Consider the following 19,142-nt stretch of genomic DNA (forward strand, 5'->3'; position numbering starts at 1 on the left):
CCCCTCCCCCATGAGGTTTCGTCACTACATCGATTCCGCCATCGCCATGTGCCACTCGTACCCGCACTCCCGGGCCCGCGCCCGGTAGGACTGCACACAGCGCTGGTAGTCCTGCTGCTCGCCGCGGGCACCGGCCAGTAAAGCGCGCAGCCGCAGCAGCGTGACCTCCCGCATCGCCAGGCCGGCATCCTCCGGTCCGGCGGCCAGCCGGGCAATCGCGGCCTCGGCCTCCAGCAGATCGGTCTCGGTGCCACGTTCCAGCAGCGTCTCCACCAGCACCCGGGTGGTGGGATTGCACCAGCCCACCACCCCGGTCTGGAACAGGTGGTCCACCGCGGCCCGCATGACCGGGATCGCTTCGTCCAGGTCACCGGCGCGGGCGCGTTCCCGCGCGGTGAACACGTCGACCATCGGCAGCTCGGTCAGGGTGTACCGGCCCTGCACACACATCTCGCGCACTTCGGCCAGCACCTCGAGACCACGCACCCGGTCGGCTTCGTCGCGGTGCACCAACGCCAGGCCCAGCGCACATTTCACCAGCGCCAGCCCGAAGTCGTCGCCGGTCTGCTGAACCACCCGCAGGGCCTCGGTGATGTCGTCGACCGCGCCGTCGGTGGGCAGCAGCACACCCGCCGGGATCGAGGGCAGGTACTGGTATCCCACCACGATCGAATGCGACAGCGGGTCACCGGCTTTGCGGGCCATCGCCAGGGCGCGGTCGAAGTCCTCCCGCCATGCCGGGTGCCCCAGACCCCACCGCGCGAAGCCCAGGGCGGCCAGCGTGACAGCCAACGGCGACCCGAGCACCAGGTTGCCCCGGGTGGGATCGCCGTCGGCCAGGTCGATGACGGTCTGGGCCCACCGCACCAGGTCGGACAGTTCATCGGTCTCGCATTTGGTCTGAATGGCTGCGAACGACAGGCCGATGGTCAGCACCGGATCGCCGATCGAATCGATGAGCCCCATGTACTCACTGGCCAGCGCCGAGGCTTCCCGCAACTGCGCGCGGTTGACGTGCTCCATCACCAGCCCGGCCATCGCCATCGCCAAAGACGCTTTGTCTCCGGCGCTCTCGCACAGCGTGCGCAGCTCGTCGAACCGGGCGCCCACGATGCTGACGTGCACCCGCCAGCCGCTCAGGCACAGCAGCGTACGCGGCGCGATCTGCATGGCGGTGCGCGCCGGGTCGTCGGCGGGTAACGCATCGGCCACCTGGCTGGCACCTTGCCAGCTGAGCCTGGCGGCATGGATGTCGCGGTTGATCGACCACGCGCCGGCCCGCATGTGTCGCTCGTAGGCGGCGTGCAGGTCACCGGCGGCCTCCAGATGCTCGGCGATCATCGCGGAATTCTTCTCCGCCGCTTCGGGTTCCCGCTCCTCGATGGCCGCGGCGAGTCGGCGGTGCAGCTCCGCGCGATCGGAGAGGAGTTGGGTTTCGTAGGCCACCGCACGGATCAGTGGATGGTGGAAGACGTACTCGTCGCGCGGGGTCAGCTGCACCCGGTCGATCAATTCCGCGGCCAGCAGGTCGTCGATCACCGGGGCGCGGTTGATCCGGCCGAGCAGCTCCGCGTCGAAGCGCAATCCGATCACCGAGGCCGCACTCACCGTGCGTTTGGCGGCCGGGGTCAACCGGTCGATACGGGCGGCGATGGTGGTCTGCAGCGTCGCAGGCACGGTCACCTCGGCGGCGTCTTCGGTCGAGGTGTAGACGCCTCGCGCACCGGTGAGCACCCCCCGTTCCACCAGATCGCGGACGATCTCCTGGGCGAAGAACGGGTTGCCCGCGGCGCGGTCGACAATGGTCTCCTGCAGCCCCGCCACCGACGGTGCCGGCCCCAGCAGATCGGCGATCATCATGGTGATCTCCGAATCATCCAGCGGGGCAAGGGCTATGGTCTGCGCACCGGGCATCCACATGAGCCGGCCCCGGTACTCGGGCCGGTAGGTGATCAGCACCAGGGACGGTGTCTGCGGCACCACCCGGATGAAGTCGGCGAGCATCGAGTCGCTCACCTCGTCGATCCAGTGGACGTCCTCGATGACGAAGACCGCAGGCCGGGTGCGCTTGAGCTGTGATTGGTTGACCAGCGCGGTCAGGCGCCGTCGCCGCGCGTCGGGATCGATGCGGGGCAACACGGCGCCGGGCGCGGCGATGCCCAGCAGGTCCTCGAACAGCAGCAGGTCCTGCTCGTCGGCGTCGGCGGCCCGGGAACGCAGCAGCAGCCGGGCCGCTTCGTCGTCGAGGTCGTTGAGACCGAAGGCCGAACGCAGCAGTCGGGTCACCAGATGGAAGGGGACGTCGCCGGCGTGGGATTCGCAGAACGCCCAGTACACCGACACACCGCGGTCGGCGGCGAGCACCGCGGCCTCGCGTACCAGCCTGCTCTTGCCGATACCGGGTGAGCCGACGATGCAGGCAACACTTCCCTGTCCCCCGATGGAGCGGTCGATCAGCCCCTCCATGGCGCCCACCTCCCACTTGCGGCCGACGAACTTCGAGTCGGGCCGGGCGGCGGGATGGCGGGTGGTGTCGACGCGTTCGAGGCGACGGGCCGGAACCGGGTCCCGAGCACCCTTGATGGCCACCAGTTCCACCGGGCCCACGGTGGCCGTGAATTCGACCAGACGCGCGGTGGATTCGCTGATCATCACTGCGCCCGGCGGTGCGACGGACTCCATCCGCTGCGCCATACCGACATGCTGGCCCACCGCGGTGTAGCCAGACGGCAGCGAACCGAAATCGCCGGTGATCACCTGTCCGGAGTTCAGGCCCACCCGCAACCGCAGGTCCACTCCGTCGCTGGCGCGGATCTCCTCGGCCAGCCGGCCTACTTCACGCTGAATCTCCAACGCGGCCAGGCAGGCCCGTAACGCATGGTCTTCCAACGCGACCGGCGCACCGAACAGGGCCATCACGCCGTCGCCGGTGAACTTGTCGACGGTGCCGCCGTAGCGGTGCACCACCGCCCCGGCGCGGCTCACCAGTTCGGTCAGCACTTCGCGCAGTCGCTCGGCGCCCAGTACGGCGGCCAGGTGCATCGAGTGCACGACGTCGGCAAACAGCACCGTCACGTTCTTGTACTCGGCGGCATCGGGCTCGTCGAACACGCTGGCACCACACGCGTCGCAGAAGCGCGCCGCGTGCCGCAACGACGTGCCGCAGGAGCGGCATTCGATGACCTCCGCCATCCGCTGTCCCGCCGTTTCGCTGTCCGGACTGACGACCGGCCCAGAATAGGCTGTTGATCGCCGCGGCCGCTCGGCAATATCCCGGCCCATCACAGACCTGCCACGATGTTGGCGGCGGTGCGCTCTGCGAGCGCGGAGATGGTCATGGCGGGATGGAAGCCGATCGAGGTGGGTACCACGGCACCGTCGGCGACGAACAGACCCGGATAGTGGTGCACTTCGCCTTCTTCCGAGACCACTCCCGTCGCCGGATCAGCCGACATCCGGCACCCTCCCAGCGGATGCACGGTCACGGCTTTGCGGAAGGCGTTCCAGAAGATCATCGGTGCGAACGTGCCGCCGTAGAAGGTGGTCAGGTCGCTCATGGCCTGGCGTTGACGCTCGATGAGCTCGGCGTTTTCCGCGCGGTAGTCCCAGGTGATGTCCAACCGGCCGCCCCGCAGGTGCATCTGACCGTTGGCGTTGTCCCGGCCGATTCCGAACAGGTTGGTCGACCGCCGCCAGTCGAGCTTGCCGGGTGCCAGGTACTTCAGCGGTTTGGACAGCAGGCCGTGGGCGAACATCTGCGGCACCGCCCAGGGCAGCGCCCGCCACAACAACGGCGCGAACGGCCGCAGCACCCGCGCCGAGGGCTGCCCCAGCGTGGCCAGCGCCCGCATCACCGGTTCGTTGAATGTGGGTGCGGCAAGGGTGAATCCGGGTTCCCTGTCGAAGAACCGCATGACGGAGGTGACGTCCGGTCCGAGATTGGGAGACAGGTCGACGTCGGCTCTGTGAATGGAGCCCAGGAAGTCCCCGTTGGCCGAGAAGCCCTGTCCGAGTGCGGGGCTGAGCTGCGGCAGCGTGCCGAACTCATCGCGGCACCGCAGCAGCAGCTCGGTGGTGCCGAGGGTGCCTGCGGCCAGCACCACCCGCTTGGCCACCGTCACCTCCTCTGCCCCGGTGACGACATCACGGTGGGTCACCGCATAACCGGCCGTCTCCGGGCGCACGAGCACCGCTTGCCGTCCCGGCCGCACCACCGCCCCCAGCTGCTGCGCCTGAGCCAGGTAGGTGCTGGCGGCGGTCCTTTTGGCGCCTGTCTGGCAACCGAATTCGCATTCCGCGCAGAACACACACGGCTTCTGTGAACCGGCGGTGGCCGCGCCGGATTCGGCGGGCCAGTGCACCGACTCGTCCGGGTCGAACACGTCGAGATGCATCGTGGTGGCGGCTTCGTGGAACCGGACCCGCTTGGGCAGGGCCTGGAAGACGGGCACCGGCGCCACCTCGAGCATGTCGGCCACCCGGTCATAGAACGGTGTCAGGCTGTCGCGTGTGGTGCCGGCCGGCCAGCGCGGGTCGTCGAACACCGTTCGGGCGGGCCGGACGTTGACGTTGGCGTACACCAGCGAGCCGCCCCCCACCCCGGCGGCGACGACGCAGCCCAAGGCGGTGAAGAACCGCAGGTCGTACAGTCCGACGGCTTGTCCGCCGCGCCGCCGCCGCCAGAACAGGGCGTCGATATCGGTGACGTCGCGTGGGAACTCGCCCGGCTCATACCGTCGGCCCCGTTCGAGTACCAGGACGGACTGACCCGCTTTCGCCAGCCGGTATGCGGCAATCGATCCGCCGAAACCCGAGCCCACCACCACCGCGTCCACAGGCGGCGCCGCGGTGTTCATGGCCCCGCCGTCGGCGCCAACCCCTGCAGGAAGTACGGATACACATCGCGGACGGCGTTCTTGCCGAAGATGCAGTCGATGTGTCCGTATTCAGGGATCTCGTGGCGCTGGTAGAGACCGGGTCCATTGACCGCCGACAGGACGCGGACGGTGCGGGCGGTGCTTTCGGGATAAAAACAGGCGTTCCGGGCGCCGTGCACGATGGTCAGCGGCAGAGCCAGCTTGTCCAGGTGCGGTATGTACCGGTCAGAACCATCTGCTGCCACCACCTTCCCCGCGCGCACAATGGTGGCCAGGTGCTTGAGCGCGGACGTGCTTGCCACACCGAACATCTCGGCCAGGCCGTCCTCGTGGGTCAGGGTGTTCAATTGGCTGTGTTTGTAGAGCAGTGAGTACAGGAACGAAATGCGGTGACAGACGGCACTTTCGCAGTTCTCATTGTCACCCACGGGCCAGAAGTCCAGCGCGTGGTCGAAGACCCGTTCCCGCCAGGGTTCTCGGTCCTGCGCCCGGGTGGTCATGGTGTCCAGATCGAAGATCTGCAGTAGATCCGGCACGCGCAGAGCTGATTTCAGCTGCGTCATCGAGGGTGCCACCACATGGGTGGCGATCTGCGAGCACACCGCGGCCCGCACATGCTGCAGCCCGCTCAGCATCGCCATCATGAACGTGGTGGAGCCGAAGCAGTGCGCGAGCACCTGGATATCGGATGCCGTGGTGTGCCGCAAGATCTCCTGCACGGCGGCCGGGTAGTCGTAGACGGCGATGTCGTCACCGGTGTACTGCGTGCCGGAGACCAGCAGATCGATACTCGAACGGTAGTCCAGGAGCCAGACATCGAAACCGTGCCCGCACAGGTATTCCACCAGATTGGTCGAGATGGTGTCGGTGGAGAAGATTCGGCTCGACACTCCCAGGCCGTGGGTCAGCATCACCGGCCCCTTGTCGCCACCCTGGTACCGGGTGAGCAGCAGGTCGGCCTTGTCGGTTGTGGTGAACGGGTATCGAACCGGCGGCGGTGCCACCAGTTTCCGCTTGGTACGGATCGGCTTGGCGGTGTTGATCAGCCGCGACGGCGAGGCCACCCCGCCGTACACGTGGGCCAGCTCAGAGGCGAAGAACCTGCCGAACTTGGCTTTGGCTTTCACGATTTCGCCCACGTCATGTGTTCCGGTGACCCGCATGCTCCGCAGTTGCCGGGCGAAATCCAGGGCGCCGATTTTCAACACACCTCGGCCGACCAGGGGGCCGGTGGTGTTGGTGCCCTTGTACAGGTCGACGTACAGCGTGGTGGTGTCCCGCCACATGTCGAAACCACGGTCATCACAAATCGTCTTGAATCCCTGCAGGAAGTAGTTCTCCTGGTGGGAATCCACAAGGGTGGCGGTGTAGTTCATGTTGACGGTGCCCACTGTGTCGGGATTGGGCACCAGCAGCTCGAAGGTGCCGGTGAGCACCTGCAACGGATGCTCGGAGATGGCGCGTGCGTTGACCGATCCAATGAGGTCCGCGCGATGTGTGTCACCCCTCCGCAATTCCTCGAGGTCCTCGGCGACGATTGTGAACACGAAGTCGAATGCGCTGTCCTCGTTTTCACCGCGCAGCGCTGCTGCTTGGTAGCTCTCGGCCGGGTCCCCGCCGACACCCAGCCAGCCCGCCATCCGTTCGGTGAACAGGATTCCCGTCGGCGCCTTCCGCACCGGCAGCGCCGGCGTCGGGCTCACATAATCGATGGTCCACCCGCGGTCCCGGGCGAGCAGTTCTGCGGTGCGCTCCGCGAGGGCTGAGATGGTGAGCAGCGGATTGACTCCCAGTGACGTCGGGATCACCGCCCCGTCGGCGACGTAGAGGCCTTTGTGGACCTCGGTTCCCGTGGCGGCGCGGAAAACCTGACCTTTGTGGTTGACGACGCCGTTGGCGGCCGAGTCGCCCATCGGGCACCCACCGAGGGGATGCACCGTGACAAGACGGTCCCCGAAAGCTTCTGACCACTGCGGGTTGTGGACGTACTGACCGTGCAGGCGCCCGGCGGCGGCGTTGAGCGCCCGGTCGATCTGCCGGAAGATCTCTCTGCCCCCGACGCCCGGCCACCGCACGGTGACACGGTCACCGTCGAGTTCCAGTGCGCCGTCGGCACCGTCATGGGCCATCACCAGGTAGGTCATCGTGTTGTTCAGGGCACCCAAGTACGGGCCATTGATCAGCGACTTCAGTTTCCGTCCCAGCTCCCCGAGTTCGTCGAGAAACCGCGGGTCGGTGTCTTTTCCCACCAGGGCGTCGGCTGCTTCGAAGACTCCGAGCAGATACGGCGCGAGGCCGCCGGGGATGGATCCCTCTTCGATCACCATCCCCTGCTGCACATCACCGCCCTTGCGGAGGTCGATCACGCCGGTGATGCACGGCCCCACGGGGTCGCGCTGGTCGTCGCGGCGGGCCCCCCACCCCATTCCGTTGACCGGCCCGCGGCCGTTGTACGAGAACGCCAGCACGTCACCGTTACCGGTGAACTTCGTGCCCAGGGTGTCCGACACTCCGATTCCCTTGCTGCGCAGCAGGATCTCGGTGGAGCCGAGCGTGCCGGCCGCCAACACCACGGTGTCGGCGGTGATGGTCTCGAACTCGTCGCCCAGGCGTTGACGCCCGGTGTCGAGGAGTTCGTAATGCACCACCCAGCGGCCGTTGTCGTAACTCAGGTGGTGCACATCGACTTTCGTGAACACCTTGGCTCCATTGGCCACCGCGTCGGGCAGATAGTTCATCAGGACGGTGTTCTTGGCCCCGGAGTTGCAGCCCGAAATGCAGTCACCGCACATATTGCAGGCGTGCTGCGCGATCCCGGCCGCATTGGGGCCGTCGGCGAAGGTGACGTTGATGGGTGGCAGGGAGAACTCAGCGGCAGGCAACGCCGCGGCACCGGCTTTCAACGCCTCCAACTTGAGCAGGCCACGGTGTGCGACCGGCAGCTGCTGCGGCTGCAGCATGGCGCAGGCGCGTTCGTAGCCCTTGGCAAGCAGGCCGTCGGCCAGGATCTCCTGGGGCCAGGACTCGAACACCCGCGGATCGGCTTTCAGCGACACGTTCGCGTTGATCAACGACCCGCCGCCGAGCCCGCACCCCACCAATACGTTCATATCGCCGGAGGTGCGGATGTCGAACAATCCGGTCCTGCTGCCGACGCGGCGGTCCCCGATCTGCAGCTGGCCGTTGGCCAATGCGTCGGGCAGTGTGTCGGGGTACTCGCCCGGGTGCAGTTCCCGTCCTCGTTCGAGCACCCACAGGGGCCGGCTGTCCGCTCCGGCGCGCGCCAGCCGGGAGGCGAGGATCGATCCGCCGTACCCGGAGCCGATCACCACCACCGAGGCGTGCCCCGCGAGTTCTGTGATGGGCGAGGAGAGCCGCGGCAACGGCTGGCCGTGGTTGCCTGTTGAATGCGGGCGATTGGACATTTCACCGACCCCCTTGCGGGAAACATGCTCGACGCAGCCACCCTCGCATGGTGCGCATCGACGTATTCGCGTAGTTCGCTACTCGAATCGGCGGGCATGCGGGCAGGCCCGGCGGTGCGCAAGCCTCCCCGCCCAGGTGCCGTCAATCGCCGCATGCGCCGAGTGCCAGGTCGCGGCGGCGACGCCGCCCACATATCGGTTCATTGCCCACCACACTCTCGAGTGCCCCGATAATGGCGTCAGTGTGGCAGACCCGATGTGCCGCGGAACGCCGTTTCAGCAATTCCGCAAGGCGACGAAACCTGCGCGAAATCTCGTGACCGCCGATCACAGCCGGGTCACGACTACCCAAGCGGTTGATAACAACCCCGCCCCACCCGCGTGTGCCCTCCGTCGATGCCTGGCGAACGCGGTTGACTTGCCGACGTGACATGGGTGCAAGCGTTGGATCACCGACTCAGCCGGCTCCGGAAAACGGGCCGGGTCCGTGCGCTGACGGCGTTGGTGGCCGCCGCGCTGCTACCGGCGTTGCTGGTCACCGCCGCGCCGGCACCCACCGCGGCCGCGTTCTCCCGTGCGGGCCTTCCGGTCGAACACCTCGACATCCCGTCCCCGTCGATGGGCCGCAACATCCGCGTGACGTTCCAGGGCGGCGGCCCGCACAGCGTCTATCTGCTCGACGGGTTGCGCGCGCAGGACGACTTCAACGGCTGGGACATCAACACCGCCGCCTTCGAATGGTTCTACGAATCCGGCATTTCCGTGGTGATGCCCGTCGGTGGCCAGTCCAGTTTCTACACCGACTGGTACCAGCCCGCGGCAGGTAAGGCGGGCACCCTGACGTACAAGTGGGAAACGTTCCTGACCCAGGAACTGCCGGCGTGGCTGGCGGCCAACCGGGGCCAGGATCCCAACGGCAATGCCGTCGTCGGGCTGTCCATGTCCGGCGGTGCCGCGCTGACGCTCGCGATCTGGCACCCGCAGCAGTTCATCTTCGCGAGCTCGCTGTCGGGATTCCTCAACCCGTCACAAGGGCTGTGGCCCACCATGATCGGATTCGCCATGGCCGATGCCGGCGGCTACCGCGCGCAGAACATGTGGGGGCCGTCCAGCGATATCGCCTGGCAGCGCAACGACCCGACGGTCAACATCAACCGGCTGGTCGCCAACCGCACCGCGTTGTGGATCTACTGCGGCAGCGGGATGCCGGCCGAGTTGGACACCGGCAACGACTTCGGCACCAACTTCAGCGCACAGTACCTGGAGAACATCACCGTCGCCTCCAACAAGGACTTCCAGCAGAAGTACCTGGCGGCGGGTGGACGCAACGCGGTGTTCCAGTTCCCCGCCAACGGCACGCACAGCTGGGGGTACTGGGGCGGCCAACTGCAGGCGATGAAGCCGGACATGATCCGCATCCTGAACGCGCCGCCGCCGGCGCTGCCGCCGGTGCCCGTGCTCCCGGCGCCGCTTCCCGGTGGAATTCCCGCTCCGGCCCCCGCGCCGCCGCCGGCGCTGCCTGCCGCCCTGCCGGCGGCGATCACGCTACCGATTCCCGGACGCTGACCTAGAGAATCGGCCGGCCTCCGGTCACGGCGACCCGGGCGCCGGAGATGTAGCTGCCTTCATCGGAGGCCAGCAACACATACACCGGCGCCAGCTCGGCGGGCTGCCCAGCTCGGCCCAGCGGGGTGTTCTCCCCGAACGACGCCACCTTCTCCGGTGGCATGGTGGCCGGGATCAGCGGCGTCCAAATCGGACCGGGAGCAACGCTGTTGACCCGGATTCCCTTGTCGCCCAACAGCTGCGCCAGGCTGGCCGAGAAGTTCGCGATGGCCGCCTTGGTGGCCGCGTACGGCGCCAGCTGGGGCGAGGGCGAGTCGGAGTTCACCGACGAGCTTCCGATCACCGAAGCTCCGGGCGACAGGTGCGGCAAGGCAGCCTTGACCAGGTAGAAGTAGGCGCCGATGTTGAGCCGGAACGTGTAATCCCACTCCTCGTCGGTGATCTCGTCGAGCGAATCGTGGCTCATCTGATAGGCCGCGTTGCTCACCAGGATGTCGACACCCCCGAGTTCACTCACCGCGCGCTCCACCACGGCGCGGCAGTGACTGGGATCGGACAGGTCACCGGGCACCAGCACACATTTGCGTCCGGCCTCCTCCACCAGCTTCTTCACCTCGGCGGCATCGTCGTCCTCGTTCAGATAGGCAATCAGGACGTCGGCGCCCTCCCGCGCGTAGGCGATGGCCACCGCACGCCCGATCCCGCTGTCGCCGCCGGTGATGACGGCTTTCTTGCCGGTCAGCCGTCCCGATCCGCGGTAGCTTTTCTCCCCGCAGTCGGGTACGGGGTCCATCGCCGACTGCACCCCGGGTACTTCTTGCTGCTGTTCAGGAAATCCCATGACGGAACCTTTCAGTTGTCGGTGACAAGGGCGAGAATCGCTGCGAATGTGCTGAATTCAAGAGGGTTCGACCACGATCTTGACGTGGGGGCTCTCCTGCTGTGCCTGGAAGGCCGTGGGCGCCTCGTCCAGGCAATAGTGTCCGACGTCGACCTTCAGCCGGCCCTGTCCGGCGTGGCCGGCCAGCTCCGCGTACGCCGCCCGCAGCTCCTCGACCGGCAGTGCGTCGTTGTAGTGCCCGATGTGAGTGCGCCCCATCAACGCCTGGAACGGGATGTCCGCGCTCGGCGCGGCACCGCGGCCGACGGTCACCAACGTGGCGGTGGGCGCGGCGTTTTCGAGAGCCGCCAGGAAAGGCCTGCCGTAGACGGTGTCCAGCACAACGTCGTAGCCGCCGTCGGCTTCGGCGCCCAGGGCCTCGGCGTCATCGTCGGAACCGAGCGTCACCAGCGCGTCGGCGCCCAGATCCGACAACCGCTTGAGCGCGTCGCGGTCACGCCCGGCCGCCACCACGCGGCCGGCCCCCAACAGGGCGGCGGCCTGCACCGCGAGGGTGCCGACGACGCCGGTGGCTCCCAACACCAGAACCGACGTATCGGCGCTCACCTGGGCGTGCCGAGTCAGCGGAAGCCAGGCGGCCAGCCCGGCGATACCGATGGTGACGGCCAGCTCATCGCTCACCCCGTCTGGCACCGGAAATGTTTTCTCCGGGTTCACCTGGCACCGTTGCGCCCAGGAGCCGAAGGGCTTCGGTGGTGAGTCGAAGTACACGCGCTGCCCGGTGTCGGTGGTCCCGACGCCTTCCTTGCCCACCACTGAAGGCAGCACCGGCTCACCCATGGCCCCGGACGCCAACGCCAGGTCAACGGGGTTGCACCCGGCCAACGTCACGGTGACGATGTCGCGTTCGGGCTCGTCGAATTCCCCGACGACGGGCGGTTCACCGACTTTCTGGAGAATGGCTGCTCGCATGCAGCCACGCCTACCCGCACCATCGGTACCAAAACAACGGTGAACCAGTGCAAGAAGTCACAAAGGGTTTGAGTCGGCCGCTCCGTGGAACCAGGGTGACCATGACCGAGCATCAGAAGGCCGACCAGGCACGCAAAGGACTCATCGACACGGTCAAAGGCAAGGCGAAAGAAGTCGCCGGGGCCGTGACCGGCAATGACTCGCTGACCGCAGAGGGCCAGCTGGAACAGGTTCAAGCCAAGCAGCGCAAGGAGGCCAACGCCGTCGAGGCGGTGGCCGACGCCGAAGCCGCCGAGGCCCAGGCCGAAGCGGTGGCAGCCACCACGGAAGCTGCGGCCCAGCGGCGCGAGGTGCAGGCCGAGACGGCCGCGGTGGAGAACGCGGCGCGAGCCGAGCAGGCCGCGCGGAAACAGGCGGCCGAGCAGGCCGTCGAACGTGACGTGGCCGTCGCGAAAACCCAAGCTGACCTCGACGCTCAACGTGAGGCACAGCTGGCCAAGGCCGAGGAACGCGCCGAACTCAGTGACGCGGCCGAGGATGTCATCGACGCGGCGGAAGAGCACGAGGACAAGACCCTCGACGCCGAGTCCGACCGCGCCGCCGCGGAGAGCCTGCGCCAGCAAGCCGCCAAACTGCCCGAACCCGGCCAGTCCTGAACCTCGAGACCCCCTAGGAGTAATCGATGAAAATCACCGACGTTCCCCTCGCCGTGCTACGGCTGCAGTACCAGATAGCCCGCTTCCCTCTTCAGCTGATCGAGCAGCAGGTCGCTGCCCGCGTCGATGCGGAAGCACCGGGCCGGCTGTTCTACGAACGTTCACTGGGCACCCTCGACACGACTGTCGGCAACCTGCTCAAAGACGACGCTTTGGTCGAACGGGGCGCGGCGCTGATCGAGCGCAGCGAAACCCTCGGTGAAGCGGCCCGACTCGACGCCCGGGCCGCCGAAAAGAAGCAGGAAGCCGACCAGACGCTGAAGCGTAAGCGCGACAAGGCGATTCAGGACCAGCAGGAAGCCCGCGAAGCGCGCGAGCAGGAAGTGGCCGAGGCCAAGGCCGCCGCGGCCGAGCGCAAGCGCAACGCCGACCAAACTGCGGCGAAAGCCAAGGCGAATGCCAAGAAGCAGGCTGACGCCGTGGCGCAGAAGCGCGTCCAGGCCGCCGAGCAAAGCCGGCGCTCGCAACAGGACGCGATTCGAGCCGCCGAGAAGGCCGTCGTCGACGACGCGCAGGAAAAGCGGCAGGAAGCCCAGGACAAGCAGGTGGCTGCCGAGGCCATCCGCGACCAGGCAGACCGGGTGGAAGAACTGGCCGACGCCGAGAAGCAAAGCCGGCAGACCACCACCTGAGACCCGCCGGCTCGCCCGTTTCATCGCGAGCGAGCCGGCTGACCCGGCACGGCCACCCGGCACGTTCCGGCAAAGACGCATCCACGGTCCGCGCGCCGACCGTCGACCCTTTATGGTCGAACGGTGAATCGCCTCGATCGCTTCTTCGAGATCTCAGCGCGCGGGTCCTCCATCGGCACCGAACTGCGAGGCGGGGTCGTCACGTTCATCGCGATGGCGTACATCATCGTGTTGAACCCGATCATCTTGTCCGGCACACCCGACGTCGAGGGCACCTCACTGGGATTCACCCAGGTGTCCGCGGTGACGTCACTGGCGGCCGGGCTGATGACGATCGTCTTCGGTGTGGTGGCCCGCCTGCCGTTCGCCTTCGCGGCCGGCTTGGGCATCAACTCGTTCCTGGCCAGTTCGATCGTCGGTGACCTGACCTGGCCCGAAGCCATGGGGCTGGTGGTGATCAACGGGCTGATCATCGTGCTGCTCGCGGTCACCGGCCTGCGCCGCTTGATCTTCGACGCCGTGCCCATGCCGCTGAAGTTGGCGATCACCGCCGGTATCGGCCTGTTCATCTTGTTCATCGGATTGGTCGACGCCGGCTTCGTGGGCGCCACCGGATTCCCCTCCCCGCCGCTGGGTCTCGGCGACGACGGCTCGGGCTCCATCATGACCATCCCCACGGTGATCTTCGTCTTCACCCTGTTGGTGACGGGCATCCTGGTGGCGCGCAGAGTGCGCGGCGGCATCCTGATCGGGTTGATCACCGGCACCGTGGTGGCCGTCATCGTCGAAGCGATCTGGCATCTGGGCCCGGGCACCGAGAATCCGGGCGGGTGGGGCCTGTCGGTGCCCACCCTGTCCGGCTCACCGTTTGCGGTGCCGGATCTCTCGCTGGTCGGCGACTTCAGCGTGGACAGCTTCGGCCGCATCGGCATCCTGGCGGCCATCATGTTGGTGTTCACGCTGGTCTTCACCAACTTCTTCGACGCCATGGGCACATTCACCGGGTTGTCGAAGCAGGCCGGGCTGGCCGACGAGCACGGCAACTTCCCGCGGCTGCAGTCGGCGCTGGTGGTCGAAGGTGCCGGCGCGGTGGTCGGTGGTGCGGTCTCGGCGTCGTCGAACACCGTGTTCATCGAGTCCGGTGCCGGTATCGGTGAAGGCGCCCGTACCGGCCTGGCCAGCCTGGTCACCGGCGTATTGTTCCTGGCCGCAATGTTTTTGACACCGCTGGCGGCCATCGTGCCCACCGAGGTGGCCGCGTCGGCGCTGGTGATCGTGGGCGCCATGATGGCCGCGAACCTGCGCGAGATCGACTACTCGGATTTCTCGGTCGCACTGCCCGTCGTGTTGACCGTGACCGTGATGCCGCTGAGCTACTCGATCGCCAACGGTATCGGCGTCGGGTTCATCTCCTGGGTGGTGCTGCGCAGTGCCTCCGGCAAAGCCCGTGAGATCAGCCCGCTGCTGTGGATCGTGGCGGCCGGCTTCCTGCTGTACTTCGCCCGCGGCTGGATCGACACGCTGGTCGGCGTCTAGCTGCTCTGGGGCGCGAGGGCCGGGCTGTGTTCACCAGATCCTGACGTAGTCCACCAGCATCTGCGCCGGATAGATGCCGGCGCTGGGATCCCCGCCACCGGAACCGCTGACCGCGAGATTGAGCACCGGGAACATCTGGAAACCCGGGTCGTTGAATCGCCAGTTCGCCAAGGACCCGGCAGGCAGGTCGAAGTACGGCGGCGCCCCGGGCACCGGGTCCTTCCAGAACCGGATCCCCGCGACATCCCACTGGCACCGCCACACATGCCATTCGGGATCGATGACGATCGGGTAATTGGCCGCCGTGGTGCCGTCCAGCCTGGTGTGCACGGTCGACCCCGGAGCCCAGCCACCATTGCCGAACCACTCCATGACGTCGATCTCGCCGCCCTGACCGGGCAGATCGTTGAGCATCCACCACGCGGGCCACGCGCCCGGGGTGAGGCATTCGAGCTTCACCCGCGCTTCCCAGGTGTGCCCGATACCGATCCACGTCCGGCCCTGGATCTTCGCACCGAAGTACCGGTCGCCTTCCCGGGTGGCGCGGATGACGAGGTTGCCGAAGCCGTCCAGGAACAGGTTCTGCCGGTCGTCGCGGTACTGCCCCATGTTCTCCGGCCGGTCCCAATGGGCAGGGTTGCGAATCGTTTCCCGGGCCGGCACCACCAGCCACCTGTTGTAGTCCGGGGCAGCGCCGGGTGGTCCGTCGAACTCGTCGGCGAACACCGGCGGAGGTAGTAGCTCGGCTCCCGGCAACGGCGGTTCCGCGCCGGCCTTCGGCAGCCCAGCCCCTCCCGCCAGCAATCCCAGGCCCGTCAACGTCAGCATGCTGCGGCGATTCACAGACGCAATATAAGGGGCGCGTCACCTGTCCGGAGGGCAACGTCCACATCGCCGAAGCCGCCGAATCACCGCCGACGGGCCGGAGAGCTCACTACAGTCCGGTCATCACCGGAACACGTCGATGGAGACGTCAATGAGGTCGAGCATCTACGCCAGACACGTCGGCCGCATCGGCGGACTGGCCGTCGCCCTGGGTATCGGCATCGCACTCGGCAGTACCGCCGGCATCGCACTCGCCGATGACACGGCCACCGCATCCGGGTCCGCAGCCTCCGAGCGCGAACCTGACCGCCAGGCCAGAACCGAACGCAAGAAAGACGACACCAAACCCGACCGAAAGTCGTTGACACGGCGCACCTCAGAGAAGCGTGACACCGACAAGCCCACCCACCGGGACCGGATGACCGCGGTGCGGTTGTCGCGCGACGCCGACACCGACACCGAACCGGCCGCTCCCCCACCCACCACCGGGCTGACCACCCTGCTGGGCGCGGCCCGCCGAGACAGCTTGGAGGTCCCCGCCGGGTCCAGCACACTGGCCACAGAGGACCAGCTGGCCGCCGAGCGCCGTGCCGAACAGATCGCCGAAACCCCAGTGGTCGGGCTGGCCAAGGTGGTGTTGAAGGTGGCGTGGCTGTTCTCGGCGCATCACAATTACGCGCTGGTGGGTGGGCCGGACACGGAGAACCTGGCCCGGCTCGATCAGGCCGTCGACGAGTACGCCATGCAGGCGGCGATGGAAGTCCAGATGCTCAACCCGACGAAACCGGTTCTGCTGCAACAGGTCATGCCGCCACACACCTGGGGCGGCGGCGAGGTCGAGGGCACCCGCATCTGGTACGACAACCCCGACACCATCTACCGGTTCACGCCCGCCAACGCCGCGTCGGAGTACGTCATCACCGGGCAGTTCGCCCCGGGTCAGCGCCCGGCCGACACCAACTTCAGTGTGCTGACCGGTCTCAACGGCCAGACCGCGACCAACCTCAACGGCAACGACCTCGAGGTGGACTCCGACGGTCGCTTCACCATCACCGTCAGCGCGGCGCCGCCGTCGGATCCCGGCGCCGACCATCTGCAGTTGTCCCCCGAAGCCACGCTGATCACCACCAGGAACACGTTGTCGGACTGGACCGCCCAGGCGCCGATGTCGGTGGCGATCCGGCGGGTCGACGGGCCGCCGGACAGCCTCTTCGCTCAGCTCGGCGGATTCCTGATCCCCGGACTCGGCGCGGCCGTCACCCGGAACCCGGCGCTGGTGTCGCTGGTCTCGCAGGTTGCGCCGTTCCCCGAACCGCCACTGGCGGTGCAAGCCACCGAGGCGGCGCTGCTGATGCTGCTCCTGGGCATCACCAAACAGGACGAATACATCAAGGTGGCCACCACTGATTCGACCACAGGTCAACTGCGCCAACCGAATACATTGTCCGCCCCGGCCCACAACGCGCAATTCCTGTCCACCCAGCTGCAGAGCGCAGGCTACTTCCAGCTCGACGACGACGAAGCGCTGGTACTCACCGTCGACCCGGGCAGCGCCTCGTACTTCGTTGTTCCGGTCACCGACGTCTGGACCATCACCGGCAACTACTGGGATCAGCAGACCAGCCTCAACAATGCCCAGGCGATCCCCGACACCGACGGCAGCTACACCGTCGTCGTCGCGAAAAACGATCCGGGCGTGGCCAACTGGGTGTCCACCGGGGGCCTCAATCAGGGCACCCTGTCCATCCGATTCCAGGGCGTGGACCCGAATTCGCCGGACCAGCCCACCGTTTCGGTGACCAGGATGCCGCTGGACCAGGCACCATCCTCTGTGCAACCCGATCAGCTCGTCTACAGCCGTCAGGACCAGCTCGCCGCGCGCCAGGCCGGGTACGCCAACAGATACGGAGTGCCGCAGTGACATACGAACTGGCCACCCTGGTGACAGGCCGCGCCTTCCTCGAGGCGCCGCGCTGGCATGACGGCGCACTGTTCGTCTCGGACATGTTCGCCGACGAAGTGTTACGGATTTCGGAGTCCGGCGAGGTCAGCACCGTCACCGACCTCGAACAGCCGTCCGGCCTGGGCTGGCTGCCCGACGGATCGCTGCTGATCTCGTCGATGCTGCAGCGGCGGGTGCTGCGCCACCAGGACGGCCGTCTGACCGCGCACGCCGACGTCAGCGCGTTGGCACCCCAGGAGATCAACGACATGGTGGTCGACTCGCGTGGGCACACCTTCCTGGGTCAGTTCGGCTTCGATCCCCGCGCCGGAGAGGCACCGGTGGCGGCCCCGCTGATCCGCATCGACCCGGACGGCTCGACCGAGGTGGCCGCCGAGGGCTTGCAGTTCGCCAACGGCATGGCGATCACCGCCGACGGATCCACCTTGCTGGTGGCCGAGAGCGTCGGTCAGTGCATCACCGCCTTCACCCTCGCCTCCGACGGATCCCTGACCGACCGCCGGGTCTGGGCCGCCGTCGACGGATTTCCGGACGGCATCACCGTCGACCGCGACAACGGGGTGTGGTTCGCCAGCCCGGTAGCCGACCGGTTCGTCCGCGTCCTCGAAGGCGGCGAGGTGACCGACACCATCGAGACCCCCGGCCGGCATGCCATCGCCTGCGCCCTCGGCGGCCGCGACGGCGACACCCTGTTCCTGCTGACCTCGACCACGCTGGGCGACGGCGGACAGGCACAGACGACCATGGGGGCCGCCGTGCACACCACCCGGGTGCCGGTACCCGCTTAGCCTTGTACCGCCTTGGCCACCGCGATGCAGGTGGTCAGCCAGTCGTGGTCGACGGGACCGGGATCGGTCAGCTCCCACACGGCGTTGTGCACCATCCGCACCACCACCCAGGCGCGGGCACGGTCCTCGGCCAGCCCGGCGGCGTCGACCACCGCGTAGAACCGGCGCCGCACGCCGTCGCGGACATCACCGGCCAGTTCGTCCCAGCGGTTCCACAGCAGCGGCGCCACCTCGTAGTGCGGGTCGCCGTTGAGCGGTTTCGGATCGGTGACCAACCACGGCTCGCGGTCACCGGCTAGCACGTTGTCGTAGTGCAGGTCGGTGTGGATCAGTGTGCCCACCGTGTCGGGGTCGGTCACCAGGTCGCGGCTCCAGGACTGGGCCTGCTCGACGAGCCGGCGCGGAATGGGAGCACTGCGCGGCAACGCGTCGAGGCCGGCGGTGTGGCGCGTGATGACGTTGGCCAGGGTGTCCAGCTGAGGAAGGGCGGGTACGTGGATCCGGCGGTACAGGTCGGCGACGATCTCGCAGGCCTCGACGTCCCACAGCCGGGTGAGGTCCCGGGTGTGCAGACGTTCCAGCAGCAGGGTCCGCCGGTGCGGGTCGGCACCCAGCAACCGGACGGCGCCGTCACCACCCCAGCGCCGCAGGGCCAGGTGTTCGTGTTGTGACTCGTCGTCGGGAAAGGCGATTTTCAGCACAGCCGGGCCGGCGTCGCCGATCACGGGCAGCACCATCGACGCATGCCCGTGCATCGGTGCGCCGTCGGGGGTCAGGGTCCAGTCGGCGAGCTGACGCTGGATGAGTTTCGGCAGTTCATCGACCCAGCTCTGCCACTGCGGGCCGCGGGTCGCCATCGCCTGCACGGCCGTGGGCAGTTCGATCACCGGTCGCTCACAGACACCACTGTGCCAGCCCGTCGGTGTTCACCTCCGTGACGCCGGCAGTGCATCTGATGTAACACGGAGGTGTCAGACTGACCCGTCCTCATTCAGGTATCA

The 19,142-nt window shown here is 67.4% G+C and carries 13 protein-coding genes; 6 read left to right on the top strand and 7 right to left on the bottom strand.

Annotation, left to right across the window (positions count from 1 at the left end):
- Window positions 1-24: 24 nt before the first annotated feature.
- From NL241_RS22270 to NL241_RS22280, 3 genes are all read right to left on the bottom strand, one after another.
- Window positions 25-3,192, bottom strand: a complete 3,168-nt coding sequence (locus NL241_RS22270; protein WP_487687781.1) for an ATP-binding protein — start codon at window positions 3,190-3,192, stop codon at window positions 25-27.
- An 89-nt stretch (window positions 3,193-3,281) separates the two neighbouring features.
- Entirely contained in the window at window positions 3,282-4,856 is a 1,575-nt protein-coding gene (locus tag NL241_RS22275; RefSeq protein WP_487687778.1) for a GMC oxidoreductase, read from the bottom strand.
- A complete protein-coding gene (locus NL241_RS22280) occupies window positions 4,853-8,302 on the bottom strand; it encodes a GMC family oxidoreductase N-terminal domain-containing protein (RefSeq protein ID WP_494395056.1) in 3,450 nt (1,149 codons plus the stop codon). Before NL241_RS22280 ends, NL241_RS22275 begins: the two co-directional genes overlap by 4 nt.
- 492 nt (window positions 8,303-8,794) lie before the next feature.
- Between NL241_RS22280 and NL241_RS22285 the strand changes: the two genes are divergently transcribed.
- Window positions 8,795-9,868, top strand: coding sequence for an esterase family protein (locus NL241_RS22285; RefSeq protein WP_487688145.1), 1,074 nt, complete (start codon window positions 8,795-8,797; stop codon window positions 9,866-9,868).
- Window position 9,869: 1 nt separating this feature from the next.
- Here NL241_RS22285 and NL241_RS22290 read toward each other — a convergent pair whose 3' ends face one another.
- Complete coding sequence (locus tag NL241_RS22290; RefSeq protein WP_494395057.1) at window positions 9,870-10,709, bottom strand: SDR family oxidoreductase; 840 nt, start codon at window positions 10,707-10,709, stop codon at window positions 9,870-9,872.
- A 57-nt stretch (window positions 10,710-10,766) separates the two neighbouring features.
- Window positions 10,767-11,681, bottom strand: coding sequence for a quinone oxidoreductase family protein (locus NL241_RS22295; protein ID WP_494395058.1), 915 nt, complete (start codon window positions 11,679-11,681; stop codon window positions 10,767-10,769).
- Between the two features lie 101 nt (window positions 11,682-11,782).
- Here NL241_RS22295 and NL241_RS22300 point away from each other — a divergent pair, with 101 nt between their 5' ends.
- From NL241_RS22300 to NL241_RS22310, 3 genes are all read left to right on the top strand, one after another.
- Entirely contained in the window at window positions 11,783-12,337 is a 555-nt protein-coding gene (locus tag NL241_RS22300) for a CsbD family protein (RefSeq protein ID WP_487687769.1), read from the top strand.
- A gap of 26 nt (window positions 12,338-12,363) precedes the next feature.
- Window positions 12,364-13,029 carry an IF2 family translation initiation factor gene (locus tag NL241_RS22305; protein WP_487687767.1) on the top strand — a complete coding sequence of 222 codons (666 nt, stop codon included), beginning with the start codon at window positions 12,364-12,366 and terminating at the stop codon, window positions 13,027-13,029.
- A 123-nt stretch (window positions 13,030-13,152) separates the two neighbouring features.
- A complete protein-coding gene (locus NL241_RS22310) occupies window positions 13,153-14,565 on the top strand; it encodes an NCS2 family permease (protein WP_487687765.1) in 1,413 nt (470 codons plus the stop codon).
- 30 nt (window positions 14,566-14,595) lie between these two features.
- On the opposite strand, the gene NL241_RS22315 is transcribed toward NL241_RS22310, so the two are convergent.
- Window positions 14,596-15,417 (bottom strand): glycoside hydrolase family 16 protein, encoded by an 822-nt coding sequence (locus NL241_RS22315; protein ID WP_494398364.1) that lies wholly within the window; start codon window positions 15,415-15,417, stop codon window positions 14,596-14,598.
- A 124-nt stretch (window positions 15,418-15,541) separates the two neighbouring features.
- Here NL241_RS22315 and NL241_RS22320 point away from each other — a divergent pair, with 124 nt between their 5' ends.
- Both NL241_RS22320 and NL241_RS22325 read left to right on the top strand, forming a co-directional pair.
- The gene (locus NL241_RS22320) at window positions 15,542-17,311 is read left to right on the top strand and encodes a hypothetical protein (RefSeq protein ID WP_494395059.1); all 1,770 of its coding nucleotides are present in this window, start codon (window positions 15,542-15,544) and stop codon (window positions 17,309-17,311) included.
- On the top strand, window positions 17,308-18,141 hold the full coding sequence (locus tag NL241_RS22325) for an SMP-30/gluconolactonase/LRE family protein (protein WP_494395060.1): 834 nt from the start codon (window positions 17,308-17,310) through the stop codon (window positions 18,139-18,141). The genes NL241_RS22320 and NL241_RS22325 overlap by 4 nt, the downstream gene beginning before the upstream one ends.
- Here the strand turns inward: NL241_RS22325 and NL241_RS22330 are convergent.
- The gene (locus tag NL241_RS22330; RefSeq protein ID WP_494395061.1) at window positions 18,138-19,028 is read right to left on the bottom strand and encodes an aminoglycoside phosphotransferase family protein; all 891 of its coding nucleotides are present in this window, start codon (window positions 19,026-19,028) and stop codon (window positions 18,138-18,140) included. The genes NL241_RS22325 and NL241_RS22330 overlap by 4 nt on opposite strands.
- Window positions 19,029-19,142 lie beyond the last annotated feature (114 nt).

Source organism: Mycolicibacterium sp. SMGY-1XX, assembly GCF_059132455.1.

Coding starts and splice junctions, on each gene's coding strand:
- NL241_RS22290 (WP_494395057.1), bottom strand. CDS start 10,709: ATGGGATTTCCTGAACAGCAGCAAGAAGTACCCGGGGTGCAGTCGGCG.
- NL241_RS22270 (WP_487687781.1), bottom strand. CDS start 3,192: ATGGCGGAGGTCATCGAATGCCGCTCCTGCGGCACGTCGTTGCGGCAC.
- NL241_RS22275 (WP_487687778.1), bottom strand. CDS start 4,856: ATGAACACCGCGGCGCCGCCTGTGGACGCGGTGGTGGTGGGCTCGGGT.
- NL241_RS22280 (WP_494395056.1), bottom strand. CDS start 8,302: ATGTCCAATCGCCCGCATTCAACAGGCAACCACGGCCAGCCGTTGCCG.
- NL241_RS22305 (WP_487687767.1), top strand. CDS start 12,364: ATGAAAATCACCGACGTTCCCCTCGCCGTGCTACGGCTGCAGTACCAG.
- NL241_RS22300 (WP_487687769.1), top strand. CDS start 11,783: ATGACCGAGCATCAGAAGGCCGACCAGGCACGCAAAGGACTCATCGAC.
- NL241_RS22320 (WP_494395059.1), top strand. CDS start 15,542: ATGAGGTCGAGCATCTACGCCAGACACGTCGGCCGCATCGGCGGACTG.
- NL241_RS22295 (WP_494395058.1), bottom strand. CDS start 11,681: ATGCGAGCAGCCATTCTCCAGAAAGTCGGTGAACCGCCCGTCGTCGGG.